General features: G+C 55.4%; 24 protein-coding genes. 13 read left to right on the top strand and 11 right to left on the bottom strand.

The window, feature by feature from the left end:
• The first annotated feature begins 85 nt into the window (after positions 1 to 85).
• From lon to BG910_RS00535, 4 genes are all read left to right on the top strand, one after another.
• Positions 86 to 2,542, top strand: a complete 2,457-nt coding sequence (gene lon / locus BG910_RS00550) for an endopeptidase La (protein WP_089035158.1) — start codon at positions 86 to 88, stop codon at positions 2,540 to 2,542.
• Between the two features lie 186 nt (positions 2,543 to 2,728).
• Complete coding sequence (locus tag BG910_RS00545; protein WP_089035157.1) at positions 2,729 to 2,998, top strand: HU family DNA-binding protein; 270 nt, start codon at positions 2,729 to 2,731, stop codon at positions 2,996 to 2,998.
• Between the two features lie 117 nt (positions 2,999 to 3,115).
• A complete protein-coding gene (locus BG910_RS00540; protein WP_089035156.1) occupies positions 3,116 to 3,730 on the top strand; it encodes a riboflavin synthase subunit alpha in 615 nt (204 codons plus the stop codon).
• Positions 3,731 to 3,739: 9 nt separating this feature from the next.
• Entirely contained in the window at positions 3,740 to 4,606 is an 867-nt protein-coding gene (locus BG910_RS00535) for an ATP-binding protein (RefSeq protein WP_089035155.1), read from the top strand.
• 258 nt (positions 4,607 to 4,864) lie between these two features.
• Here the strand turns inward: BG910_RS00535 and BG910_RS00530 are convergent, their stop codons facing one another.
• Positions 4,865 to 5,560, bottom strand: a complete 696-nt coding sequence (locus tag BG910_RS00530; protein ID WP_089035154.1) for a VIT1/CCC1 transporter family protein — start codon at positions 5,558 to 5,560, stop codon at positions 4,865 to 4,867.
• Positions 5,561 to 5,634: 74 nt separating this feature from the next.
• Here BG910_RS00530 and aroD point away from each other — a divergent pair, with 74 nt between their 5' ends.
• The 3 genes from aroD (at position 5,635) to BG910_RS00515 (ending at position 9,805) form a co-directional block, all read left to right on the top strand.
• On the top strand, positions 5,635 to 6,384 hold the full coding sequence (aroD, locus tag BG910_RS00525; protein ID WP_089035153.1) for a type I 3-dehydroquinate dehydratase: 750 nt from the start codon (positions 5,635 to 5,637) through the stop codon (positions 6,382 to 6,384).
• Positions 6,385 to 6,441: 57 nt separating this feature from the next.
• Positions 6,442 to 6,942 carry a GNAT family N-acetyltransferase gene (locus tag BG910_RS13215; protein ID WP_325048914.1) on the top strand — a complete coding sequence of 167 codons (501 nt, stop codon included), beginning with the start codon at positions 6,442 to 6,444 and terminating at the stop codon, positions 6,940 to 6,942.
• 190 nt (positions 6,943 to 7,132) lie between these two features.
• Positions 7,133 to 9,805, top strand: a complete 2,673-nt coding sequence (locus BG910_RS00515; RefSeq protein WP_089035152.1) for a M16 family metallopeptidase — start codon at positions 7,133 to 7,135, stop codon at positions 9,803 to 9,805.
• A 199-nt stretch (positions 9,806 to 10,004) separates the two neighbouring features.
• Here the strand turns inward: BG910_RS00515 and BG910_RS00510 are convergent, their stop codons facing one another.
• Together BG910_RS00510 and upp are read right to left on the bottom strand one after the other, a co-directional pair.
• Entirely contained in the window at positions 10,005 to 10,322 is a 318-nt protein-coding gene (locus tag BG910_RS00510) for a DUF2322 family protein (protein WP_089035151.1), read from the bottom strand.
• A gap of 140 nt (positions 10,323 to 10,462) precedes the next feature.
• Positions 10,463 to 11,089 carry a uracil phosphoribosyltransferase gene (gene upp, locus BG910_RS00505; RefSeq protein ID WP_089035150.1) on the bottom strand — a complete coding sequence of 209 codons (627 nt, stop codon included), beginning with the start codon at positions 11,087 to 11,089 and terminating at the stop codon, positions 10,463 to 10,465.
• Positions 11,090 to 11,252: 163 nt separating this feature from the next.
• Between upp and BG910_RS00500 the strand changes: the two genes are divergently transcribed.
• Both BG910_RS00500 and BG910_RS00495 read left to right on the top strand, forming a co-directional pair.
• Complete coding sequence (locus BG910_RS00500) at positions 11,253 to 13,076, top strand: monovalent cation:proton antiporter-2 (CPA2) family protein (RefSeq protein WP_089035149.1); 1,824 nt, start codon at positions 11,253 to 11,255, stop codon at positions 13,074 to 13,076.
• Between the two features lie 154 nt (positions 13,077 to 13,230).
• Entirely contained in the window at positions 13,231 to 13,641 is a 411-nt protein-coding gene (locus BG910_RS00495) for a YidB family protein (protein ID WP_089035148.1), read from the top strand.
• A gap of 85 nt (positions 13,642 to 13,726) precedes the next feature.
• On the opposite strand, the gene corA is transcribed toward BG910_RS00495, so the two are convergent.
• The gene (corA, locus tag BG910_RS00490) at positions 13,727 to 14,779 is read right to left on the bottom strand and encodes a magnesium/cobalt transporter CorA (protein ID WP_089035147.1); all 1,053 of its coding nucleotides are present in this window, start codon (positions 14,777 to 14,779) and stop codon (positions 13,727 to 13,729) included.
• A gap of 375 nt (positions 14,780 to 15,154) precedes the next feature.
• Between corA and BG910_RS00485 the strand changes: the two genes are divergently transcribed.
• Together BG910_RS00485 and BG910_RS00480 are read left to right on the top strand one after the other, a co-directional pair.
• Positions 15,155 to 15,577, top strand: coding sequence for a PACE efflux transporter (locus BG910_RS00485; protein ID WP_089035146.1), 423 nt, complete (start codon positions 15,155 to 15,157; stop codon positions 15,575 to 15,577).
• Between the two features lie 13 nt (positions 15,578 to 15,590).
• Positions 15,591 to 16,139 carry a hypothetical protein gene (locus BG910_RS00480; RefSeq protein WP_123805931.1) on the top strand — a complete coding sequence of 183 codons (549 nt, stop codon included), beginning with the start codon at positions 15,591 to 15,593 and terminating at the stop codon, positions 16,137 to 16,139.
• Positions 16,140 to 16,170: 31 nt separating this feature from the next.
• Here BG910_RS00480 and BG910_RS00475 read toward each other — a convergent pair whose 3' ends face one another.
• The 6 genes from BG910_RS00475 to secA all read right to left on the bottom strand — a co-directional run bounded on the left by BG910_RS00475 (position 16,171) and on the right by secA (position 22,477).
• Positions 16,171 to 16,524: an MmcQ/YjbR family DNA-binding protein gene (locus BG910_RS00475; protein ID WP_089035144.1), complete on the bottom strand. Its 354-nt coding sequence runs from the start codon at positions 16,522 to 16,524 to the stop codon at positions 16,171 to 16,173.
• A 45-nt stretch (positions 16,525 to 16,569) separates the two neighbouring features.
• A complete protein-coding gene (yciA, locus tag BG910_RS00470; protein ID WP_089035143.1) occupies positions 16,570 to 17,007 on the bottom strand; it encodes an acyl-CoA thioester hydrolase YciA in 438 nt (145 codons plus the stop codon).
• A gap of 114 nt (positions 17,008 to 17,121) precedes the next feature.
• Entirely contained in the window at positions 17,122 to 17,655 is a 534-nt protein-coding gene (locus tag BG910_RS00465; RefSeq protein ID WP_089035142.1) for an inorganic diphosphatase, read from the bottom strand.
• A gap of 83 nt (positions 17,656 to 17,738) precedes the next feature.
• Positions 17,739 to 18,182, bottom strand: a complete 444-nt coding sequence (gene nudB / locus BG910_RS00460; RefSeq protein WP_089035141.1) for a dihydroneopterin triphosphate diphosphatase — start codon at positions 18,180 to 18,182, stop codon at positions 17,739 to 17,741.
• On the bottom strand, positions 18,182 to 19,570 hold the full coding sequence (locus BG910_RS00455; RefSeq protein WP_089035140.1) for a mechanosensitive ion channel family protein: 1,389 nt from the start codon (positions 19,568 to 19,570) through the stop codon (positions 18,182 to 18,184). The genes nudB and BG910_RS00455 overlap by 1 nt, the downstream gene beginning before the upstream one ends.
• A gap of 150 nt (positions 19,571 to 19,720) precedes the next feature.
• Positions 19,721 to 22,477 (bottom strand): preprotein translocase subunit SecA, encoded by a 2,757-nt coding sequence (secA, locus tag BG910_RS00450; RefSeq protein ID WP_089035139.1) that lies wholly within the window; start codon positions 22,475 to 22,477, stop codon positions 19,721 to 19,723.
• Between the two features lie 154 nt (positions 22,478 to 22,631).
• Here secA and BG910_RS00445 point away from each other — a divergent pair, with 154 nt between their 5' ends.
• Together BG910_RS00445 and azu are read left to right on the top strand one after the other, a co-directional pair.
• Positions 22,632 to 23,054: a DciA family protein gene (locus tag BG910_RS00445; protein ID WP_089035138.1), complete on the top strand. Its 423-nt coding sequence runs from the start codon at positions 22,632 to 22,634 to the stop codon at positions 23,052 to 23,054.
• Between the two features lie 248 nt (positions 23,055 to 23,302).
• Positions 23,303 to 23,893, top strand: coding sequence for an azurin (gene azu, locus BG910_RS00440; RefSeq protein WP_089035137.1), 591 nt, complete (start codon positions 23,303 to 23,305; stop codon positions 23,891 to 23,893).
• Positions 23,894 to 24,070: 177 nt separating this feature from the next.
• Here azu and BG910_RS00435 read toward each other — a convergent pair whose 3' ends face one another.
• Positions 24,071 to 24,901, bottom strand: a complete 831-nt coding sequence (locus tag BG910_RS00435) for a symmetrical bis(5'-nucleosyl)-tetraphosphatase (protein ID WP_089035136.1) — start codon at positions 24,899 to 24,901, stop codon at positions 24,071 to 24,073.
• Between the last annotated feature and the right edge of the window lie 149 nt (positions 24,902 to 25,050).

Raw genomic sequence — 25,050 nt, 5'->3', positions numbered from 1 at the left:
ACTTTTTCAAGCCTTGAAATAACGGCGGTCAGCCCAATTTACGCAGCAACCTAGATTTGCAACCGTGTTAAAGAGATTGAACGATATGTCACAAGACAAACATTTAGAGGAATACGCCGCGCTGGCGACGCTGCCGCTGCGTGATGTGGTGGTTTACCCGCATATGGTGCTGCCGCTTTTTGTCGGCCGCCCGAAATCGATTGCGGCGCTGGAAGCGGCGATGGCCAACGACCATCCTGTGTTTCTGCTGGCGCAGCTTGACCCGAATACAGAAGAGCCGGCGCCGAAAGATTTGCACAAAATGGGTACGGTGGCGCAGGTTTTGCAGGTTTTGAAACTGCCCGACGGTACGGTGAAAGTATTGGTCGAAGGCATCCGTCGCGCTCGCGCGCTGACGGTGGAGGACGTCGGAGATCTGTTTTTGGCGCACATCGAATCGGTTGACGAAAACGCCGACGAACAAAACCTCGATATGGAAGCGCTGCGCCGCACGCTGCTGTCGCAGTTTGAGCAATACGCCAAACTCAACAAAAAAATTCCGGCGGAAGTGGTTTCGACCATTAACGGCATTTCGGAAAACAGCCGTCTGGTCGATACCATCGCCGCGCATTTGCAGCTCAAACTGGCGCAGCGTCAGGAAATTTTGGAAACCGTTTCCATCGCCGGCCGGATGGAATTCCTGCTCGGACAGCTTGAATCCGAACTCGACATCATGCAGGTGGAAAAACGCATCCGCGGGCGCGTGAAACGCCAGATGGAAAAATCGCAGCGTGAGTATTACTTAAACGAGCAGGTCAAAGCGATTCAGAAAGAGTTGGGCGAAGAAGACGAGCGCGGCGAACTCGATGCGCTGGAAGCGAAAATCAAAGAAGCCGGCATGGGCAAAGAGGCCGAAGAAAAAGCCTTGTCCGAGCTGAAAAAACTGAAAATGATGCCGCCGATGTCGGCCGAATCAACCGTTGTGCGCAACTATATCGACACGCTTTTAGAGCTGCCGTGGAAGAAAAAATCGCGTGTCAGCAAAGACATCGCCAAAGCTGATTTGGTGTTGAACGCCGACCATTACGGCTTGGAAAAAGTCAAAGAGCGGATTTTGGAATACCTTGCCGTGCAAAAACGCATGGACAAACTCAAAGGCCCGATTCTCTGCCTGGTCGGCCCGCCGGGTGTGGGTAAAACCTCGCTGGGCGAATCCATCGCCAAAGCGACCGGCCGCCAGTATGTCCGCATGGCGCTGGGCGGCGTGCGCGACGAGAGCGAAATCCGCGGCCACCGCCGTACCTACATCGGCTCGATGCCGGGCAAAATCCTGCAAAACATGATTAAAGCCGGCGTGAAAAACCCGCTGTTTCTGCTCGACGAAATCGACAAGCTCGGCAACGATTTCCGCGGCGATCCGGCGGCGGCATTGCTGGAAGTGCTCGATCCCGAGCAGAATAACAAATTTGCCGACCATTATGCCGAAGTGGATTACGACCTGAGCGACGTGATGTTTATCGCTACTTCAAACAGCCTGAACATCCCGTCTGCGCTGCTTGACCGCATGGAAATCATCCGCCTATCAGGCTATACCGAAGACGAAAAAGTCAACATCGCCATGCAGTATCTCGTGCCGCGCCAAATGAAGCGTAACGGCGTGAAAGAGGGTGAACTGGTGGTGGAAGAAAGCGCCGTGCGCGATATTATCCGCTACTACACCCGCGAAGCCGGCGTGCGCTCGCTCGACCGTGAAATCGCCAAAATCTGCCGCAAAGCCGTGATGCAGTTCACGCTGGCGGAAGACAAACGCAAAGCTGCGAAAAGCAAAGCGGCCGCCAAGCCCAAAGCCGTGACGGTTGGCGCGAAAAACCTGCATGATTTCTTGGGCGTGCGCCGTTTCGACTTCGGCGTAGCCGAGAGTGAAAACCGTATCGGCCAGGTCACCGGACTGGCGTGGACGGAAGTCGGCGGCGAACTTTTAACCATTGAGGCAGTCGCCCTGCCGGGCAAAGGCACGATTCAGTGCACCGGCCAGCTTGGCGATGTGATGAAAGAATCGGTATCCGCAGCCTGGTCGGTGGTGCGTTCGCGCGCCGAATCGGTCGGACTTGCGCCTGATTTTTACGAAAAACGCGATATTCATGTGCACGTTCCCGAAGGGGCGACGCCGAAAGACGGCCCGAGCGCGGGCATTGCCATGACTTTGGCGATGGTGTCGGCGTTTACCAAAATCCCCGTGCGTGCGGATGTGGCGATGACCGGCGAAATCACCCTGCGCGGCGAAGTGCTGCCCATCGGCGGTTTGAAAGAAAAACTGCTGGCGGCGCTGCGCGGCGGCATCAAACACGTTTTGATTCCGAAAGACAACGTCAAAGATTTGGAAGAAATCCCCGACAACGTCAAAACCGGCCTGACCATCCATCCGGTCAAATGGATAGACGAAGTATTGGCTTTGGGTCTGGAGACCCAGCCCGAGGCATGGCAGCCGCCGGCAGAAACTGCCCCTGCCGCGCTGGAAGTGCCGAAAGTCAAGGCTTCGCGCGCCAAGGCGACCAAACACTGATTTTTTGAAAATGTGTTGTATCAAGATGCGGATTTGTCCCGAAAGCCTGTAAAATCGGACAATTCCGCATCTTTTTGCTTGACACGGCATTTTGAGAATTGTTATAAAGCGAACAGGTACTCAGCAGTACGCAAAAGCCCGAATACTCGGGTTCTCATTAATTTCAACGATAGGAAGGGACTGATTGTGAACAAGTCTGAATTAATCGAAGCAATTGCTCAAGAAGCAGGTATTTCTAAAGCCGCTGCACAAAAAGCGTTGGACGCTACTACCGACGCTATTACCGGCGCGCTGAAAAAAGGCGACACCGTCACTTTGGTCGGTTTCGGTACTTTCTACGTTGGCGAACGCGCCGAGCGTCAAGGCCGCAACCCGCAAACCGGCAAACCGCTGACTATCCCTGCTGCCAAAACACCGAAATTCCGCGCAGGCAAAGCGCTGAAAGACGCGCTGTAATTGTAATTTAGCGGCGTTACAAGCATGCGAGGCCGTCTGAAAACATCAGTTTTCAGACGGCCTTTTTGTTTGGCGGTGTTACAATAGGCCGTCTGAAAATTACGTTTACGAAAAATCATGTTCACAGGAATCGTACAAGGCATGGGGCGCGTGGTTGATATTTTGCAGCCCGCAGCCGACTTCCGTACCCACATCGTCGAGCTGCCCGAGGGTCTGGCCGACAATCTGCAAATCGGCGCATCGGTCGCCAACAACGGCTGCTGCCTCACCATTACCCGAATCGACGGCCGGCGCGTCAGTTTCGACCTGATGGCCGAAACGCTGGAAAAAACCAACTTAGGCCGTCTGAAAACCGGCGACGTCGTCAACCTCGAACGCGCCGCACGTTTCGGCGACGAAATCGGCGGCCACGTCATGAGCGGTCATGTCATGGCGACGACCGAAATCACCCGCATAGACGAATCCGCACACAACCGCACCGTCTGGTTTGCGCTGCCCGAAGCGCTCAAGCCCTATATCCTGACCAAAGGATTCGTCGGCCTCGACGGTTGCAGCCTGACCGTCGGCGACGTAAGCGACCGCGGATTCAACGTCCACCTGATTCCCGAAACCCTGCGGCAGACGCTGTTTGGCAGCCGCAAAGCCGGCGACACGGTCAACATCGAAATCGACCTGCAAACGCAGGCCGTCGTCGATACCGTCATGCGCGTAATGGCGCAGCAGGCCGTCTGAAAGAACATCATGAAACTTGCCGAATTCCTCAAAAAAGCCCATTCCGTTTTAAACCGCCTCGACCTGATTCTGCCTGCAGAGCAGGGCGAGACCGACTGGACGGCGCTGGCCTACCGCTGGCAGAGCGTCGGGCGCAAAGGCATTTTGGAAAGCCTGCCCGCGCCGCACACCTTTCCGCTCGAGCGCCTCGCCGGAATCGGCCCGCAAACCGTCCGCCTCAAGCGTAACACCGAGCAGTTTCTCGCCGGCCGTCCCGCCAACAACGTCTTGATGAGCGGCGCGCGCGGTACCGGAAAATCTTCGCTGGTCAAAGCCCTGCTGCACGAATACGCCGCGCAGGGCTTGCGCCTGATCGAAGTCGATAAAAGCGATTTGGTCACATTGCCCGCGCTGCTTTCCATCTTGGCCGCGCGCGAAGAAAAATTCATCGTTTTCTGCGACGACCTGTCGTTTGAAGCCGGCGACGAAACCTACAAAGCCCTCAAAACTGCGCTCGACGGCGGCCTCTCGCAACGCTGTCCGAACGTATTGGTGTACGCCACTTCCAACCGCCGCCACCTGATGCCCGAATACATGGACGAAAACCTCGGCACCACCGGCGCGCGCGGCGAAATCCATCAAAAAGAAGCCGTCGAAGAAAAAGTCTCCCTCTCCGACCGCTTCGGCTTGTGGCTGAGCTTTTACCCCTTCGATCAAAACGACTACCTGCAAGCCGTGGAAAACTGGCTGGCCGATTTCGGCGTTGTGTTTGACGAAACCGCCCGCAAAGCCGCCTTGCAATGGGCGCAGATGCGCGGCAACCGCTCCGGCCGCTCCGCGTGGCAGTTCGCCTGCGACTGGGCGGGCAGGTTGCCCGGGCAGCGGGTTTTGGATTAACGGGGGTGGTCAATGAAATGCCGTCTGAAAATATTTTCAGACGGCATTTTGTATGGAAACAGGCTGAGACCGTTGCAAAAATAATAATGGCCGTCTGAAACTTTTATGTTCGGAAAATCAAACGTGGATTACCGCCTGCGCGGGAATGACGTCGATTGAGGAGTCAACCATTTCAGACGGCCTTTAGGCAGATATTTCTGATTTTTGCAAAGGTCTCAGGCTTTCGGGTTTCAAACCGGTTTACCGTTTAATACCCTGCTAAACCGCCACGCCGATGACATGGCCGATGATACCCGTTACCCCCAGTGCGACCGCACCCCAAATCACGACGCGGGCGACAGCGCGCAAAGGTCTGGCACCGCCGAGTTTGGCGGAAAACCAGCCCAGTGCGGCCAAGCCTGCAAGTGTAAGCACGGCAAGTCCGGCAATCAGATTTTCAGACGGCATCAGCAGGGAAACGGCCAGTGGCAAAACGGCGCCGACGACAAACGAGGCGGCGGAAGCCATCGCGGCCTGCAACGGGTTGGCGGCGTTGGCGTGGGTGATGCCGATTTCGTCTTGGGCGTGGGCGGCGAGCGCGTCGTGTTTGTGCAGGGCGACGGCGACTTGGCGCGCCAAATCCTGCGGCAGGCCGCGCATGGTGTAGATGGTGGTGAGTTCGTCCAATTCGGCTTCGGGATTTTTGGCCAGCTCGCGTTTTTCTTTTTCGAGGTCGGCTTTTTCGGTGTCGGTCTGGCTGGACACGGAGACATATTCGCCCGCCGCCATCGACACGGCGCCGCCGGCTAGCGCGGAAACGCCCGTGAGCAGCAGGGTCTCGAAATCGGGTTTGGCGGCGGCCATGCCCATCAAAAGCGCGGCGGTGGAAATCAGACCGTCGTTTGCACCCAAAACGCCCGCGCGCAGCCAGTTGCCGCGGTTGCTGAAGTGTGCTTCGGAGTGTTGGCTGTACATTTTTTCTGTTCTTGAAGTTGCAGTGGTTTGCGTATAAAGTGTTCCGCGGAATATTTTAGTACGAAGGAGAATCTGTGAATACAGTCACAATCCGCAACATCGAATTGGGCGCCGGCCTCCCGAAAATCGCCGTGCCGCTGGTGGCGGAAGATGCAGACGGCCTGATGCAGGCAGTGGCCGCTTTGCAGGGCGTCGGTTTCGATATTGTCGAGTTTCGCGCCGACTTTTTGAAACAGGCCGCCGACGCGGATTATGTGTTGGCGCAAACCGCTGCCGTGCGCGCCGCGCTGCCTGGTACGCCGCTTTTGTTTACCTTCCGCCGCGCAGCCGAGGGAGGCGCCTGCCCGTGTGGCGACGACTATTATTTTGCGTTGGTCAACCGCGTGATCGAATCGGGTTTGGCCGACATCATCGACATCGAACTTTTTGCAGGCGACGAAGCCGTCGGCGCGGCGGTGAAAGCGGCGAGAGCCAAAGGCATCGCGGCTTTGCTCTGCAACCATGATTTCGATAAAACGCCGCCGAAAGCGGAAATCACAGGCCGTCTGAAAAAAATGGAAGCGCTGGGCGCAGATATCTGCAAAATCGCTGTTATGCCGCAGTCGGCAGCGGACGTAGTTACACTTTTAGATGCGACGCAGGAAGTTTTTCAGACGGCCTCACAGCCGATTGTGACCATGTCTATGGGCAAACTCGGTGTCATCAGCCGTCTGGCAGGACAGACTTTCGGCTCGGTAATGACCTTCGGTGCAGTCGGCAAGGCATCAGCACCCGGACAAATCGGGGCGGACGATTTGCGCGGGATTTTGGAAATTTTGGGTTGAGGGAAACGGGTTTGCGCGCAGCCCCGTTTTTTTCAGACGGCCTCAAGGAGCAAAAAAGTGAATTGGCACAACAAACCGTTCGACTCGCTGAGCGTGTGCGAACTTTTTGAAATCTATAAAGCGCGCATGGCGGTGTTTGTGGTCGAGCAAAACTGCGCTTATCCCGAAGTTGACGATAAGGATTTGAACGCACGGCATTTTTTCGCCGAATCGGGCGGGAGGATTGCCGCTTGCTGCCGCATTATTCCCGAAAACGGCGCGGTCAGAGTCGGCCGCGTTTTGGTTGCGCAAACGGCGCGGGGCGGCGGTTCGGGCAGGGATTTGATGCGGCGCGCGCTGGAATTTGCGCGCGCGGAATATAAGGGTTGGCCCGTTTTGCTTCAGGCACGCTTTATCTGCGCGATTTTTACGCTTCTCTGGGGTTTGCGGCGGTGTCGGGCGAATATTTGGAAGACGGCATTCCGCATATTGATATGGCGTTGGTGCCGTCTGAAAAAACAGTATAGTGAAATAAAACTTCGTTGGCTGCGGCCGGGCTCAAAGGGGACGATTCACTAAGGCGCTGAAGTGTCAAATTCATCTGTCCCGTACTACCCGTACTGTCTGCGCCTTGCCGCCTTGTATCTTTCTTATTTTATTCCACTATCGTTTAAAATCTCAGCCGGCAGTTTTCATGCTGTCAAAATAAAGGCATAATGACGGCATAATTCAAACGGCCGTTTTCAGACGGCCTGATTCGGAAAACGCCATGAAACCTGCCGCGCTCGCGCTTCTTCTTTCCTTCTCTTTCTCTGCCCCCGCCTATGCCGCCGAAACGGTTTACGCCACGGGCAGGCTCGCCAACGGCTTTTCCTACCACATTTTCAAAGTTCCTTCCGCAGGCAAAAAACTGGTGACGCGCTTAAACGTCGGCGTGGGCGCGGCCGATGAAAACGCGGGCGAGGAGGGCATTGCGCACATCACCGAGCATATGGTGTTCCAACCGTCGCCGCAAAATCCCGAGGGCTTGTCGAAACAGCTGATGCGCGGCGGCTGGGTGATGGGCGGGCATTTCAACGCGCGCACAACCTATAACGACACGCGTTATATGCTCACGCCGCCGCGGGGCGTGAAGCAGCTTGGCGAGGTGTTGCAGGTTTACCGGCAGATTCTCGAGCCCAAAGCGTTTGCCGAGGGCGACTGGGCGAAGGAAAAACAGGTGGTATTGAGCGAATGGCGCCAGCAGCAGACGCTGCAAAACCGCCTCAACCGCCGCCGCCACGAGCTGACCTACAAAGGCGCGCGGCAGGGGCGTTATGCGCCCATCGGGCGGCTGGAGGCGATTCAGGGCGCGAGCATGAAAACAGCGTCGGATTTCCACAAACGTTGGTATGCGGGCAATAACGCGGTTTTGGTGGTGGCGGGTGATGTCAGCATAGACCGAACCGTCGCCGAGGTGCAGCAGATTTTCGGCAGCCTGCCGGCGAAAGAATTGGCCACGCGCAAGGCGGAGGAATACGAACCGGTTTTGCAAAACGGCTGGCACGTCGGCGAAATCCGCGACCAAGACAATACCGACAGCAAACTTTCGCTGGTGTTCCGCTTCCGCAAGCAGCCCGCGCAGGCGTATGAGGAACAATCCTACCAACGGCTTTTGGACAATTTCGCCGCTTATATCGTCAACCGCCGTATCGGTCGCTCGGGGCAGGCGGTGGAATTGAAAATGGATACGCTGGGGCGCAATACCGGCGCGCTGGTTCTGCATTCCGAAACCGCGCCCGAACAGCAGGCGGAGATGCTGGAAGTGTTGCGCAGCCTACGCCAAGACATCCTCGATAATCCCGCCACCAACGAAGAGCTGGCGGAATACCGCAAAGCGGTGCACAGCAATCTGCTGCCGCAAGCCGCCGCGCTGCCCGACAACCTCGATAAAATCGTCGGTATGGCCGACGACACGCTGTTGGCCGGCCTGCCGCTGCCGACCGCCGACATCCGCACCGCCGACCGCAGCCAGCTCTACCGCATCAACGCCAAAGCCGTAAATCAGCGCATTGCCGACTGGTTCAACGCGCCCGACAAAATGATTCAGGTGCAGCCCGCCGCCGCTGAAAAAATCGGCCTGCCGGCTTTGTCGAAACTCGACGAAGCTGTCAAAAGGCCGTCTGAAAACACCGCAGACACAAGCCGTGCTGCGCCAGAGTTTGCCGAATCGCCGGCGGGCAAAATCACCGCCGAACGCCGCGATGCCGCCACCGATACGCTCTATCTGCGTTTGGGTAACGGCGACACCGCTACCATCAGGCGCTTGGATGCGGCGGGCAGGAAAATCCATTTCAAAGCTGTCTCGCGCAGCGGCTGGTTCGGTGGTTCGGGCAACGTCCGCTACAACCGCCTCTCCGCCGACGTCGTTTCCCGTGCCGCGCCGCAAGGCATGAGCCGGACTGCGTTCAACCAATGGAAACAGCAGGCCGGCATCGCCAAATACAGCCTGCGCCTCGACGGTTATCATCAAACCACCGATGCGCAGGCGCTGGAGGGTGCGTTGCAGCCGCTGTTGCAGCTTTACCGCCAATACCAGACCGCGCCCGGTTTCGGCGGCCTAGGGCAGGCTGCCAAGCGCGAAGAGGCCGCGTTTAAAGTGGCGCAAAACACCAAAGCAGCCAAGTTGCGCCAAATGCAGGAAGAAATGCGCTACGGCCGCAGCCTGATGCCGTCTGAAAATCCGTTTGCCGCCATTGACGAAGCCGCGCTCAAGCGCCAATGGCAGCAGCTTGCCGCCGCGCCAACCGACTATTATTTCGTCAGCAGCCTGCCGTCTGAAACCGTCAAACAGGCTGTGCTGCAATATCTGGCTTCCATTCCCCGCCAAACCGCCGCAACGTCCGTCCAGCCGCTGCAAACAGGCCGCCACTGGCAGCAGGCCGCCGCAGGGCGCACCGATGGCGCAGAAATCCAAGCCGTTTCATGGCAGCCGCTTGACGCCCCCAACGCCGCGACTTTGTCGGAAATCAGGCTGCTCAACCATTTCGCCAACGCCCGCCTGAAAGAAGAACTGCGCAGCCGCAACCAAAGCGTGTACAGCGTCAAATTCGAGGCCGTGCCCAATTTCAGCCAAAAACGCATCGAAACCACGCTGACGTTCAACACCGCCGCCAACGAAGCGCAAAGCGCATGGCAGGCCGCGCAAAAAGTGTTGCACAACCTGCCAGACAGTATCGGTTTCAGCCAGGCCGCCGCCATGCGCAAACTCGCCGAAAACCTTGCCGAACGCCGCAAACGCAGCCCCGACGCCATGCTCGACTACATGGCGGCGATGGGAAATTCAGACGGCCTCAGCGTTCCCGAATTCAGCCGCAGCAGCCTGCGCGAAACGGCAAAATTATTATGGTCGGCGCAGAATGAACAGGTGTTGGCGGTGATGCCGGAAGGGGCAGGGGAATAATGGGGCGGGAATTTGCGGGGGGGGGGCAAGATCCAGAGTCCGGTAGATCGGATACCTGTATCCGACATTGATGAGAGGAGGGAACAATCTGTCGGATTCAAGAATCCGACCTACGGCTGATATGCAGAACGTACCCGATGAAAACGACGACAGTCCGTCTGAAAATTTCAGACGGACTGTCGTCGTTTCAACTTCCTGCTTACGCCTGCAAAGGTTTCAACAGCAAAACGCTGTTTTCCGCTTTGACTTTAAACAGCAAATCGATATTCGGATGTTTGCCCGGGTTGGCTTCGGCATCGGCAACGTGTTCGGCAAAAAGCTGCAAACCGCGCTCGGCTGCGGCAGCATTGAGTTTGCCGTCGAATTCCTGTGCCAGCGCGTTGTAGAGTTTGAGCGAGCCGAGCTTTCCCGGCGCGGCGGGGATGTGGCGGAGTACGTTGCCCTCGGCATCGCTGACGTCAAGACCGCTCAAATGGTCGATGGCGGGCATGGCGGCGAGGCTGTCTTGAAAACTCATAATGTGTCCTTCAGGTTGGGAAAAATCGAATAAAGGCCGTCTGAAAATCCGGTGGGCAGGCGCAGTAGTTTGCTGTGCTTACCAAATTCTAAGATATTCAGACGGCCTTCAATGTCATAACAAGCGCTTAGGCAGCGCAATCAGCGTGTGCCGAAAATCTTATCGCCCGCATCGCCCAAGCCGGGGATGATGTAGCCGTGTTCGTTGAGGTGGCTGTCGAGTGCGGCGGTGTAGATGGTGACGTCGGGGTGGGCTTCGTTGACGAGCTTCACGCCTTCGGGCGCGGCGACGAGGACAAGGGCTTTGATGTTGGTGCAGCCTTTGGATTTCAAGAGGTCGATGGTGGCAACCATCGAGCCGCCTGTTGCCAGCATGGGGTCGATAATCAGGGCAGGGCGCTGATCCATGCTGTCGACGAATTTTTCAAAATAGGAAACAGGTTTGAGCGTTTCTTCGTCACGCTGGAGGCCGACGACACTGATTTTGGCGGTCGGAATCAGGTCTAATACGCCGTCGAGCATGCCCAAACCGGCACGCAGAATCGGGACAACGGTCAGGGTTTTGCCTTTGATGCGGTCGCCTTCGATGCTGCCGCACCAGCCGTCGATAATGTATTTTTCGGTATCGAAATCGCGGCTGGCTTCATAGGCCATCAGGCGGGCGAGTTCGGTGGTCAGGGTGCGGAATTTGTAGGTGCTGCAATCCGCTTCGCGCATCAGGGTCAGCTTGTGTTTGACCAGGGGGTGGTCGATGATGGTAACGTTCATTTTTATGCTCCGCTGTCAGGGGTAAACGCCGCCATTATACGGCGTTTTACAGTGCCGTAAAATGCCGTTCTGGCGGGACGGTTTCCAACCATTCGGCGGCGGGGTGGATTCCTTATTTTGATTCACTATAAAATGTGCGTTTTTTCAGCGAAGGATAAAACTTATGGCAGCGGAACACGCGGGCGGACTGATTCAGGTGGTTGCCCTTTTGGGTGCGGCGGTTGTCGCCGTACCGCTTTTCAAACGGCTGGGACTGGGATCGGTTTTGGGCTATTTGGTGGCGGGCGTCGCCATCGGCCCGTTTGGTGCCGGGCTGTTTAACGATACGCAGGCGGTTTTGCAGATCGCGGAATTAGGCGTGGTCATTTTTCTGTTTGTCATCGGCTTGGAGATGAAACCTGCACAACTCTGGCATCTGCGCAAACAGATTTTCGGTGTCGGCGCGTTGCAGGTCGGCGTTGCGCTGGCAGCGCTGACGGCGGTCATTACGGCAGCAGGATATCCGTGGAAAACGGCGCTGGTCGGCGCGGCGGGTTTTGTGCTGACTTCGACGGCGGTCGTGATGTCTGCGTTGGGCGAACGCAATATGCTGTCGGGTAAAAACGGCCAAAGCATGGTGTCGGTATTGCTGTTTGAAGATTTGATGATTGTGCCGCTTTTGGCGCTGATTCCGATGCTCTCGCCGAATCAGGCGGAAAGTACCAAACCGCTGTGGCAGGCGGTCGGAACGCCGCTGCTTTGTCTGGCGGCCGTTGTGTTTGCCGGACTGTACCTGCTCAATCCGCTGTTCCGCCTGCTGGCACGTTTCAAGGCGCGCGAAGTCATGACGGCGGCGGCGCTGTTTGTAGTACTCGGTTCGGCGCTTTTGATGGAAACGGGCGGGTTGTCGATGGCGATGGGCGCTTTCGTCGCAGGCGTGCTGCTTTCTGAATCGAGCTTCCGGCACCAGCTTGAAGCCGATGTCGAACCGTTCCGCGGCTTGCTGTTGGGCCTGTTTTTTCTGGCCGTCGGTATGTCTTTGGATTTAAAGGTGGTTTGGGAAAACTGGCAGACTGTCCTGCTCGGCGTATTGGTTTTGGTTGACGCCGCGTTTATCTGCATTTACGCGGTGGCGCGGTTGACCAAATCGTCGCATCAGGAGGCTTTGGAACGCGCCGCCATGATGGCTTTGGGCGGGGAGTTTGCGTTTGTCCTGTATGGTGCGGCCGTGCAGCAGGGCGTAATCGACAGCGGATTCAATGCGCAGATGACGGCGGTTATCGTCTTGTCGATGGCGCTGAACCCCCTGCTGGTGATGGCGGCGGACAAATTTCTCAGCGTCAGAAAAGAAGAACGCCCTGCCGATGAAATTGATGAGCAGCATCCCGTTATTCTCGTCGGCATGGGCCGCTTCGGACAAATCGTGCGCCAAGTATTGAGTGCCGCAGGCTACCGGCTGACCATCATCGATTTGGACGAGGAGCTTGTCAGCGGCTTCAGCAACGTCTTGGACATCAAAACCTACTTCGGCGACGCTTCCCGCCCCGAGTTGTTGGTCAACGCGGGCATCGAAAAGGCCGAACTACTGATTGTCGCCATCGACGACCCCGAGAAATCCTTGCAGATTATCGGTTTTGCCAGAAGTATCAATCCGGACATCAAAATCGTCGCACGCGCTTACGATCGGATGCATACTTACAGGCTGTATGAAAAAGGTGTGGAAGAAATCGTGCGCGAAACCTTCGACTCCGCCGTGCGCAGCAGCAAAGCCGCCCTGCGGCAGCTCGGCATGCCGGCCGCGCTGGTCGAAGAAGTCGGCAGTCTGTATTTCAAACTCAACCGCACCGGTATGGAACGTGCCGCCGTTCTTTACGATCCCGATATTCCGTCGTTTACCAATCAGGCGCTGATAGACGAAGTCAAACGGCAAAACCGGTACGAATACGAAACCGTTCAGGAGCTGATCGGACGTTATAAGATGGACAACCAAGCCGACGGAGACAGTTAGATCTTGCTGTATCGCTCGAAAAATCCCGGCCTGAAATTCAGGTGCTGTTTCCATTTTCAGACGGCCTGATGTTTATTTTTGTTAAATCCGCATGAAACGGAGCCGCTTTTGCTACACTTTCGGCTGTTTTTCACCACATCATAAGGAAATCATCATGGCATTAATGGATACATTGTTGAACGTCGCTTCGCAGGCAATGGGCAACGGCGCGCAAGGTTCGATGGCGGAAATCGCCCGCGATCTGGTGCAGCAGCAGGGCGGTTTGGGTAACCTGATGGGCAAACTCCAGCAGGGCGGTTTGGGCGATGCGCTGGGCAGCTGGGTTTCGACCGAGCAAAGCAATATGCCTGTGTCCGGCAGCGATCTGCAAAACGCGCTGGGCAGTGATGTGATCGGTTCGATCGCGCAAAAATTCGGTGTGGACAGCAATCAGGCCGGCGATCTGCTGGCGCAGGTTCTGCCGAATCTGGTGGACAGCGCCACGCCCAACGGCAACGCGCAGGAAGCCGACGGCTTCGGTTTGGACGACATCGCCGGTATGCTGATGAAACATCTGACCAAATAAACGGGTTCGGCAAAAGGCCGTCTGAATTTCGATTACTGAGCGTAATTGAATTTCAGACGGCCTTTTGTTTTTAAAACTCAAAACCTTACAGCCATTTCCGTTTGTAAAAATAAACCAGCAGCCCTGCGATAATCAAGGCCATCAGGCCGAGTAGCATGAAATAGCCGTAATGCCAGCGCAGTTCGGGCATGTAGTCGAAATTCATGCCGTAGATGCCGGTCAAAACCGTCAGCGGCATGAAAATAATTGTAATGACGGTCAACACCCGCATTTGCTGGTTCATGCGGTTGGATTGGAACGACAAAAACACGTCCATCATGCTGAATACCATGTCGCGCGAGGCGTCCAGCGATTCAATCAGCTGCATCGTATGGTCGTAAACATCGCGCAGATACAGCGCCGAATCTTTGAATACCGCAAATTCGTCGCGCATGGCGAGGCGGTAGAAAATATCGCGCAGCGGCAGCAGCGTGCGGCGCAGGCGTACGGCGTCGCGTTTGAGGCGGTGGATTCGGCCGAGAATGTCGCCGCGCGTGTTGTCTTTAAACAGCGCTTTATCAATCGTTTCCACACGGTTGTTAAACTCTTCCAAAACGACAAAATAGTCGTCAACGATACGGTCGAGCAGGCAATAAGCGAGAAATGCCGTGTTTTTGTGCAGCATATCCTGCGGATTTGCGCCCATGCGTTCGCGCAATCTGCTGAAAAGGCCGAGCGGTTTCTGCTGGAACGACAGCAGAAAATTCTGCCCGACAATCAGATAAACCTGATCGTAATGCAGGCGGTTGCCCGTGTAGTGAAACACCTGCGCGGCGATAAAAATGTAGCTGCCGTAATCCTCGATTTTCGGCCGCTGTTTGCGGCTCAAAATATCCTCAACAACCAAATCATGAATGCCGTAAGGCGCCAGCGCGTGGCGCAACAGCGCGGCATCGTTGACGCCGACAAAGTGCAGCCAGTTGGTTTCGCCCGTCGCGGCGGCGCGGATTTCGGGCAGACCGGCGCCGGCGGGGTAATCATATTGCGCAAACGAGCCGGCGGAATAAAGCGTCTGGTGAACCGCGCAGGCCGGCGCGTCGGCGGTATCGCTGCGCAGCAGGGTTTGGTCGGGAATGTGTTGCTGGTTATCGGTATTCATGGGAAAAAAGGGAAGAAGGCCGTCTGAAAAATCATAACACAGATTTTCAGACGGTCTTCGGCTACCGCAGGGTGAAGCTTTGCAGCAACAGGAACTGTCTGTTTAAAGGCCGTCTGAAACGGCTGATTTCTCAATCGGCGTTATTCCCGCGCAGGCGGGAATCCACGGTTAAAGGCAAGCAATATTTTGTTTTAAAAAAGTTCTCAAAAATCAAATGCGGATTCCCGCCTGCGCGGGAATAACGTCGGTGAAAGTTCGGTTGCTGAGCATAGCCGAAGCATCAGACAGCCTCGATTTGCCGCAAGCCGTCTGAAAACCCGTTTCGCGTTCAGACGGCCTTTTCTTATAATGTCGTTTTTTTACCGGACAATCCGCATGACTTTCCGCGAACGCATCGTCCATATGCTGCTTTTCGAACTCGGCGCACTGACCGTCGGCACGCTGGCGGTGTTGCTGGCCGGCTACGACGACACGGCTTCGGCGGCAGCGATGAACATCATCATGTCGCTGACGGCGATGCTGTGGAATTTCGCGTTCAACTGGGGTTTCGACAAAATCTTCACCGGCCGCCGCGAAACACGAAGCTGGGGCGTGCGCCTGTTGCAGACGCTGGCGTTTGAGGGCGGGCTGCTGCTGTTTACCGTGCCTGTTGTGGCGTATTTCCTGCAACTGGGCTGGTGGGCAGCGCTGTTGGCGGACTTGGGCTTGTCGCTGCTGATTGTGGTCTATTCGCTGGCGTTCAACTGGATTTTTGATCATGCGCGGGCGCGCTACCGCAGGGTTCGGGGGCTGGATTGAGGCCGCCTGAAAGTTGAAAGGGGAAAATATAGTTGGTGAAGTTGAAGTTAGGGTGTGGCGTTTTCAAAAAACGTCATTGGTAACAGCGTTGGCAGCAGTTCTTGTGACGTTTATTGTTGCGCGGTTTGCATGGTTGCTATACAGCCATACGCAGGAAATCGAAATACTTTGGATTTTTGGTGTTGCCGTGCTGATTTTGACGGCAGTTTCGGGATATGTTATCAATCTTTGGCGAAATACCCGTAATTTGGAAGAAATTTTGAAAATGAATAGGGAAGGGATTTTTTATCGGATTTATGGGTGTGGGGAAGGAATGATTTTATGGGAAGAAATCCGGCATGTGTCGTATAGGGTCAACGGTAAACATTCAAGCGCGGCATTAATGATTGAACACCGACCCGTGGGTAATACGGATTTGGTTTTGCAGGAAAGTGTTTTGAATATGCGGTATATCCGCCCGCGTAAATTTGGGTTTTATACCTCGATAAGTGCCTCAGTTACGGCCTTAGCCGAAATAACCGAAGTAATTAAACAAAGAAGTCCTAATCTTAAAGAATATTGAATAAAGGCCGTCTGAAAAATTCAGACGGCCTTTATTTTTCCGTCAACCTGCGGCTTTCCGCAATCAGCGGCCAAATCAGCTCGTCATCGGCTTCGCCCAATACCGCGCTGACCCAATGTTCTTTGTTCATATGGTAGGCGGACAGGAAGCCGCGCATTTGGCGCAGGGCGCCGACGGTTTCGGGCGGGCATTTGAGGTTGAGCAGCGGCACGGCGCCGCCTTTGCGGCCGATTTTTTCGGCAGGAACGGGCAGGTAAACGGCAAACCATTTGCGTTTGCCTCCCGCATGGCGGAAGACGGCGTAGTCGGGGTATTTTGCCCACAGATACTGCGGCTCGGCGCCGTAGCGTTCGGCAATGCCTGAAAAGAGGGCGGCTTGGTTCATGGGATACCTTTCAGACGGCCTGCGGCTTTGGAAATGGGTGGTTTGTTATGCCAATCCGGTGAGTTTGGGATTGTTTTCTTTGGGAATCTGGCGCGGGTTGCCTTGTGCGTCGATGGCGACGTAGGTAAACACGGCTTCTGTGACCAGCAGGCGGTCTTCGTGGAGGTGGTCGTTCATCAGCGGTTTGACCCATACTTCGATTTTCAGTTGCAGCGAGGTGTTGCCGACGCGCACGCAGCGGCCGTAACAGCAGACGACGTTGCCGACTTTGACGGGGCGGATAAAGCTCATTTCCTGCACGGCAACGGTAGCAATCCGCCCTTGTGCGATTTCGGCGGCGAGGATGCCGCCGCCCAAATCCATTTGCGACATAATCCAGCCGCCGAAAATGTCTTGGTTGGGATTGGTGTCGGAGGGCATGGCGACGGTGCGCAACAGCAGTTCGCCTTGCGGGCGGGTGGGAATGTCGGTGGTTTGGGTCATGGTGACGGTTCCTGCGATGTGTGGAAAACGGTATTTTACGCTGTTTTTAAGGCTGTCTGAAAATTCGGCTGCGCTCGGTAACCGAATTTCAGACGGCCTTGCTGTTTAAACCAATCAGGCTTGTTTGTTCCAGCGTTCGATGGATTCTTTGATGACTTCTTTGGCTTCGGCAACGTCGCCCCATTTGGTGACCTGGGTCGAACCGAGTTTTTTCAGGGCTTTGTAGTTGTTGAAGTGGAATTCGATTTGTTTGATGAGCTGCGCGGGCAGGTCGGCGAGGCTGTCGTAGGCGTTGCCGTTGTTGCGGTCGTCGGCCGGAACGCAGACGATTTTGTCGTCAACTTCGCCGTCGTCCACGAATTTCATTACGCCGATGACTTTGGCTTCGAGGAAGATGCCGGTGGCCAGGGGCTGATCGGTAATCAGCAAAACGTCGAGCTCGTCGCCGTCTTCGTCGAGGGTTTGCGGGATGAAGCCGTAGTTGGTGGGTTTGGCGAAAATCGCGGGCTCGACGCGGTCGAGTTGGAAGGCGCCGAGTTTTCGGTTCCATTCGATTTTGTGGTTGCTGCCTTGCGGGATTTCGTTCACGACGTTGATGATGCCGCCGTCCACGTCGCCGGGTGTGAGGATTTTGTTGAAGTCTGCCATTTGGGTTTTCCTTTAATCAATGGGGTTTTGAACGGCGGAAGTATAGCAAACAACAAGCCGTCTGAACATTTTCAGACGGTCTTTTATCGGTGTTTGCCCAATTCCAAAATCGCGCGTTTGTTGGACGGGGAAAAAACTTTTTCGGCGGCGACGGCAGCGGGAAACCAGCCGTAGCGGACGTGTTCTTCGGGTCGGAGGCGGATGGGGGTGTCGCGGCCGATGCGGGCGGAGAAGATGTGTTCTCGGTTTTCGAAAACGCCTGCGGGATAGCGGTGGCGCCAGTGGTGGTAGATTTCGTAAACGGTGGATTCGTGCCAGTCGAGCAATTGGCCGTCTGAAAGTTTGATGCCGGTTTCTTCCCGGACTTCGCGGCGGGCGGTTTCGGCAATGGTTTCGCCGGGCTCGAGACTGCCGGTAACGGATTGCCAGAAACCTTGCGGGGCGGTGCGCTCGATGAGGAGGATATTGCCCGCGCCGTCGTGTAAAACGACGAGGGCGGAAACGGGGTATTTCAGCGGTTTGCCCATCAGTCGCCTCCGCTGCCGTCTTCGAGGGCGGGATCGGTTTCGGTGTTGCGCTGGGCGCGGATGCCGGCTTTGAGCATGGCGATGTCGCTGGGGCTTTGGGCTTCATTGAGGATGCGGATTTCGCGTTGGGGAAACGGGAATTCGATGTTGTTTTCGTTAAACTGTTTCCAAATATCCAGCAGGATGGCGGATTTGAGGCCGAGGAAGCCGTTTTCGGGGTCGCGTACCCAAAAACCGAGGTAGAGGTTGATGCCGTTGTCGGCAAAATCGGTGACGACGGCCAGCGGCTCGGGGTCTTTAATCACGCGCTCTTGGTTGGCAGCGGCTTTTTTGAGAATTTCGAGGGCGCGGGTAAGGTCGGAGTGGTAGGCGACCTGTACGGTCAGGGATTGCTGGAGTTCCTTACTGGTATAGGACTCGTTGATCACCATCGAAGTAACGAAATTCTCGTTGGGAATCAGGGCTTCGGTACCGTTGGCGTTGCGTAAAACGACGAAGCGGGAGGTGATTTGGGTGACGTAGCCGGTAAAGTCGTTGACGGTGAGGCGGTCGTTGATGCGGATGGAGCGGTCGCCGAGGATGATGAAACCGGAAACGTAGTTGCTGGCGACTTTTTGCAGGCCGAAACCGATGCCGACGCCGAGTGCGCCGCCGAAGACGGATAAGACGGTAAGGTCGATGCCGACCAAGGGCAGGGCGATGAGGACGGCCAAAACCATCATAGCGGTGTTGATGACTTTGGCGAGGATCATGCGCAGATTGTTGTCGAGGCTGCTTTGGGCGAGGCGGGCATTGATGGAGCGCGCCAGCCACATGGCAAACACCATGAGGATGGCAACCCAGATCAGGCCGTTGATAATGTTGAATAAATTGAGTTTGGTGGAGCCGACGGAAAATTGGATGTTTTTCAGGAAATCAATGATTTTGTCGTCAACTTCGGAAATCCATAAGACGAAACCGACCCATAATGCGGTAGAAACGGCGCGCTCGAGCCAGTCGGTCAGTTTGTTTTGCGGTAGGGCGGCGTGGACGACGGCGACGCTGATGCGGATTAAGATCATCCAGCGCGCGGCCAAAACCAAAAGTTGCAGCCAAACGGCCTGATAGCCGTAAAGGTTGCAGGCGAGGAGGGCGGCGGTTCCGCCGGCCAGCATCAGGATGGGCCACAAAATCCGCCGGCCGATGTGGCGCAGAAGCTGGAAATTCTGCGCGGTGCGCATATGGCGTTTGATGATGACGCCGGTCAGCCAGAATGTTGCCGCCATCAGGGCGATGACGCAGCCGAGTTCGATCCAGCCTGAGATTTGGTTGTAGTTTCGCGCCAGGAGTTTGGCGGTAAAGGCTTGGCGGGTGAACAGTTCGGCGAGGAATGTATTGAGGGCGTCCATAGGCGGCAGGCGTTGTTTTTTAAAAAGGGAACGGGGATTATATAGTGAAACCGTTGGCGGGCGGAAACGGTCGTTTTGATGCGAAAGGCCGTCTGAAAACCCGATTGGCTTGAATCATCGGGTTTTCAGACGGCCTTTGTCAGCATTTCATCAACTGAGTCTGCCGTGGCATTGTTTGTATCTCAAACCGCTGCCGCACGGGCACAAATCGTTGCGGTGAACCACGCGGCCGGCGGCGGCGAGGGCTTCGGGGCTGAAGTCGTTGCCGGTCGGGTCGAAGGCTTCTGTGACCAAATCGGTTTGTGATTCGCCGAGCAGATCTTCCATAGCCGGCGCGCCTGAATGTGTGGTTTGCATTTCAGACGGCAGATGTTCGACGGCCTCTTCCGCTACGTCTTCGTTACGTTCGATTTGAACCGAGGCAAGTAGGGCGGCGGTATTGTGCTTGATGTTGCGCCACAGGTTTTCAAACATGGTAAAGGCTTCGCGTTTGTATTCCTGCTTCGGATTTTTCTGCGCATAACTGCGCAGGTGGATGCCTTGGCGCAGGTGGTCCATCGCGGCCAGATGTTCGCGCCATTGGCTGTCTATAACCTGAAGCATGACGTTGCGCTCGAAATCGGCCATGGTCTGCTTGCCGACCAATTCGGTTTTTTCGGCGTATTCGCGTTCGACTGTTTCAATCAGGCGTTCTTTAACATCTTGATTGTCAAGCGTATTGTCGGCTTCCAGCCAGGCTTTGATATCGGCATGGAGGCGGAACTCGCCGGCAAGCTGGGCTTCGAGTGCGGGGATATCCCATTGCTCTTCCATGCTGTCGGGCGGCATGTGCATATCGACGACGTCGCTGATGACTTCTTTGCGGATGTCTTTGGTCAAATCGCTGACGTCTTTGTTGGTCAGGATTTCGTTACGCTGGTAGTAGATGACTTTGCGCTGGTCGTTGGCCACGTCGTCGTATTCCAAAACCTGTTTGCGCATATCGAAGTTGCGGCCTTCGACTTTACGCTGTGCGCCTTCGATTTGGCGGGTCAGAAGGCCGTGTTCGATGGCGACGCCGCGCTCGGGCGCGAGGCGGTTGAGGATGGCGGCGGCGCGGTCGAGTGCAAACAGGCGCAGCAGCGGATCTTCAAACGAAAGATAGAAACGGCTCGAACCCGGGTCGCCCTGGCGGCCGGAACGTCCGCGCAACTGGTTGTCGATGCGGCGGCTTTCGTGGCGTTCGGTGCCGATGATGTGCAGGCCTCCGGCAGCAATCACCTGCTCGTGTTCGGCCTGCCAGCCGTTTTCCAACGCGGCGATACGGGCGGCTTTTTCTTCGTCGCTCAGGGTTTCGTCGGCCGAAATGGCGTCGGTTTGGTGTTTCAGGTTGCCGCCCAAAACGATGTCGGTACCGCGGCCGGCCATGTTGGTGGCAACGGTAATCGCACCGACTTTACCGGCTTGGGCAACAATCAGGGCTTCGCGTTCATGTTCTTTGGCGTTCAAAACATTGTGCGGCAAACCGGCTTGGGTCAGCAGATTGGAAACCAGTTCGGAATTTTCGATGCTGGTGGTGCCGACCAAGACGGGCTGGCCGCGGGTGTGGCATTCTTGGATGTCTTTGACGACGGCCTCGAATTTTTCGTCTATGGTGCGGAAGACTTGGTCGTTGAAATCTTTGCGCTGAATCGGGCGGTTGGTCGGGATAATGACGGTTTCCAAATTATAAATGCTTTGGAATTCAAAGGCTTCTGTGTCAGCTGTACCCGTCATGCCCGAAAGTTTGGTGTAGAGGCGGAAGTAGTTTTGGAAGGTAATGGAAGCCAGCGTTTGGTTTTCGCGCTTGATTTCCACGCCTTCTTTGGCTTCAACGGCTTGGTGCAGACCTTCCGACCAGCGGCGGCCGGCCATCAGACGGCCGGTAAATTCGTCCACAATCACGATTTCGCCGTCTTGGATGACGTAGTGTTGATCGAGGTGGAAGAGGCTGTGCGCGCGCAATGCCGCCATCAGGTGGTGCATCAGCGAAATGTTGGCGGCGGAATAGAGCGAGTCGTTTTCGGCCAACAGCCCCATCTGGGTCAGAATCTGCTCGGCGTGTTCGTGGCCGGCTTCGCTCATGATGACTTGGTGCGCTTTTTCATCGACCCAGTAATCGCCTTCGCCTTCTTCGGTTTGCTGGCGGATAAGTTGCGCCGGAACGGCGTTCATGATTTGGTAAAGCTGGACGTTGTCGTCGGCTTGGCCGGAAATAATCAGCGGCGTACGCGCTTCGTCGATCAGAATCGAATCCACTTCATCGACAACGGCAAAATTCAGCTCGCGCTGCACTTTGTCGTATTGATCGGTAACCATATTGTCGCGCAGGTAATCGAAACCGAATTCGTTGTTGGTACCGTAAGTGATGTCCGAACCATATGCGCTTTGGCGGTGGAACGGTTCCATATCGGAAACAATCACGCCGACGGTCAGGCCGAGGAAGTTGTAAAGCGGTTCCATAATGCCTGCGTCGCGCGCGGCCAAGTAGTCGTTGACGGTCACGACGTGTACGCCTTTGCCGCTCAGGGCGTTGAGGTAAACGGCCAATGTGGCAACCAGCGTTTTACCTTCGCCCGTGCGCATTTCGGCGATTTTGCCGTTGTGCAGCACCATGCCTCCGATAAGCTGTACGTCAAAGTGGCGCATGCCTAAGACGCGGCGCGAAGCCTCGCGGCAGACGGCAAAGGCTTCTACCAGAATATCGTTGAGCGTTTCGCCGCCTTTGAGGCGTTGTTTGAACTCGGCGGTTTTGGCCTGTAAAGCCTCGTCGCTCAAAGCCTGCATTTCGGCTTCGAGCGCGTTGATTTTGGCGACCGATTTGCGGTATTGTTTCAGCAGGCGGTCGTTGCGGCTGCCGAAGATTTTCTTAGCAATGTTTGTCAGCATGAATAATGTTCCTGCGCCTGTATATAATGGGCGAAACCCGAATTTTAACACAAGCGCCTTAGTGAAAGTGATAATGCCGTCTGAAATAAAGGCGGTTTTACCGTATTTCAAGCGCTTTTGACATATTGCTTCTGTTTGTAAGGCCGTCTGAAACATGAATCTCAAGCAATTAGGCAGACGCGACAATGCACTTGATGCTTTGTTGCAACAATCACGACAGTGGCAAATATTAGACAGGCAGGTCAAGCAAATCCTGCCTGCAAATTTGCGTCCGCATTTTCAGACGGCCTGTGTGGAAAACGGGCGTTTGGTACTGCTGGCGGCCAACGGCATGGCAGCATCGCGCCTGAAAATGATCCTGCCTTCGCTGCTGCCGCAACTGCGCGAATTGCGCAGCGATATTGAAGCGGTAAACGTCAAACTGCAGCCGAAAACACCTGTCGCGGAAAAAGCCAATACGTTGAAATTGAGCGAAACGGCACTTGAAAATCTGGAAGATGCTTCCCTTAAACTGCAAGGCCGGCATCCCAAGCTGGCGCAGGCGCTGGAAAATCTGGTTAAGAAATACAGCCGCTGAAGTTTAGTTTTAAAATATGTCAATAAATTCGCCTGATTTTAATTTGGCTGCATTTCACTAATGCCTTCATTTGTAAGTTGTTGTAAATGCTTTGTTCAACTTTGACTTAAGTCAAAGTTTTTCATAAAGGAAACCCGCATACTTTATAAGTATCCGCGCAGAAAGCGAGTTTTGTGTCATGTCAAGTTCTGCGCCAATGCTCGAATGATTTAAGTTCGTATCAAACAACCAACACTAGGAGATATTACATGAAAACTTATTTGGCTCTGATTTCCGCTGCTGCAATCGGTTTGGCTGCTTGCGGTAAAACCGACAAACCTGCCGAAACCGCTCCTGCAGCTGAAGCATCTGCGCCTGCCGCCGCTTCCGAAGCTGCACCTGCTGCAGGCAGCGATGCATCTGCCGCTGCTCCTGCTGCCGAAGGGGCATCCGGAGCCGCTTCTGCCGATGCCGGTAACTGCGCGACAACTGTCGAAGCCAACGATGCCATGCAGTTCAACACCAAAGACATCAAAGTCAGCAAAGCATGTAAAGAATTTACCGTTACCCTCAAACACACCGGTACCCAGCCTAAAGCCGGCATGGGTCACAACCTCGTGATTGCGAAAGCAGAAGATATCGAAGGCGTTGTTGCAGATGGTTCTTCCGCAGGTCCGGATGCTGATTATGTTAAAGCAGGCGATGCCCGCATTGTTGCAGCCACGAAACTGATCGGCGGCGGCGAAGAAGCCAAAGTGACTTTCGATCCTGCTAAATTGGCTAATGGTTCGTTCAAATTTGTATGTACTTTCCCCGGCCACGCAGCTTTGATGAACGGTACGGTTACTTTGGCTGACTAATCCGTTTTGAAAATCTGTGCAGCAGCCGGATTACCTTCGCCGTATTTCACGGCGATAAAACAGCCCGCTTGATGAGCGGGCTGTTTTGTTTGGATATTTAAGCAGGCTCTATAAACAAGGGTATAGGCCGTTTTCATAGTACAAAATCCACAGGATTCGGATGTGCTGGTTTTTCGGCTATTTCAATGTTTTACGCCAGTCCAAACCGTTGATGGCGGCGACTTGGGTAATTTCGTGTGTGGCCAGATCGACGGCGGTCAGCTCGCCGCCCCAAAGCGCACCGGTGTCGAGGGATAAGATGTTGTTACAGTTCATAAAACCCAGCGAAGACCAATGGCCGAACACGATGGTGTGGTCGAGGTTTTGGCGCTCCGGCGCTTCAAACCAGGGCATGAGATCGGACGGCATATCCGCGAGCGTGCCTTTGTAGTCGAAATCGAGGCGGTTGCGTTTTTCCAGTGCGCGCATCCGCGTGAAGACGTTCACAATCACGCGCAGGCGGTCATAGCCTTTGAGGTCGCCGTGCCACTCGGCGGGCTTGTTGCCGTACATTTTCTCGAAAAATTTTTCGTGTTTTTTGCCTTGAAGTTCGGCTTCGGCTTCGCGCGCATAGGCCTCAGCTTCGGCGATGCGCCACGGCGGCAGGATGCCGGCGTGTACCATGACGTGACTGCCTTCGCGCACCATCAGTGGTTGGTGGCGCAGCCAGGCCAGCATTTTTTTGCGGTCGGGATGGTCGAGAATCGGGGTGATGGTGTCGCTGTGCTTGACCGTGCCGTGGCCGTAGCCGACGGCGAGTAAATGCAGGTCGTGGTTGCCGAGGATGGTTTGTACGCTGCTTTCGTGCTGCATGGCAAATTGCAGCGCTTCCAATGATTTGGGTCCGCGGTTGACGATGTCGCCTGTGAGCCAGAGCGTGTCCGTACCATGGTTGAAACCGAGTTTTGCCAACAGGGCGGCCAGTTCGTCGAAACAGCCCTGAACGTCGCCGATTGCGTAGTGTGCCATAGGATATTTTTTTTGATTTTTGTCGAATTTCGGTTGCTGAGCGTAGTCGAAGCACTAGACGGCATGGTGAAACAAAGGGCCGTCTGAAAAATTACAACGCCGAGCGGGGTTTCAGACGGCCTTAAATCATTTCAGGCCGTCTGAAAAAA

The sequence above is a fragment of the Neisseria chenwenguii genome (assembly GCF_002216145.1).
Taxonomy (GTDB): Bacteria; Pseudomonadota; Gammaproteobacteria; order Burkholderiales; family Neisseriaceae; genus Neisseria; species Neisseria chenwenguii.
This window is presented reverse-complemented; position numbering and strand designations above follow the sequence as displayed.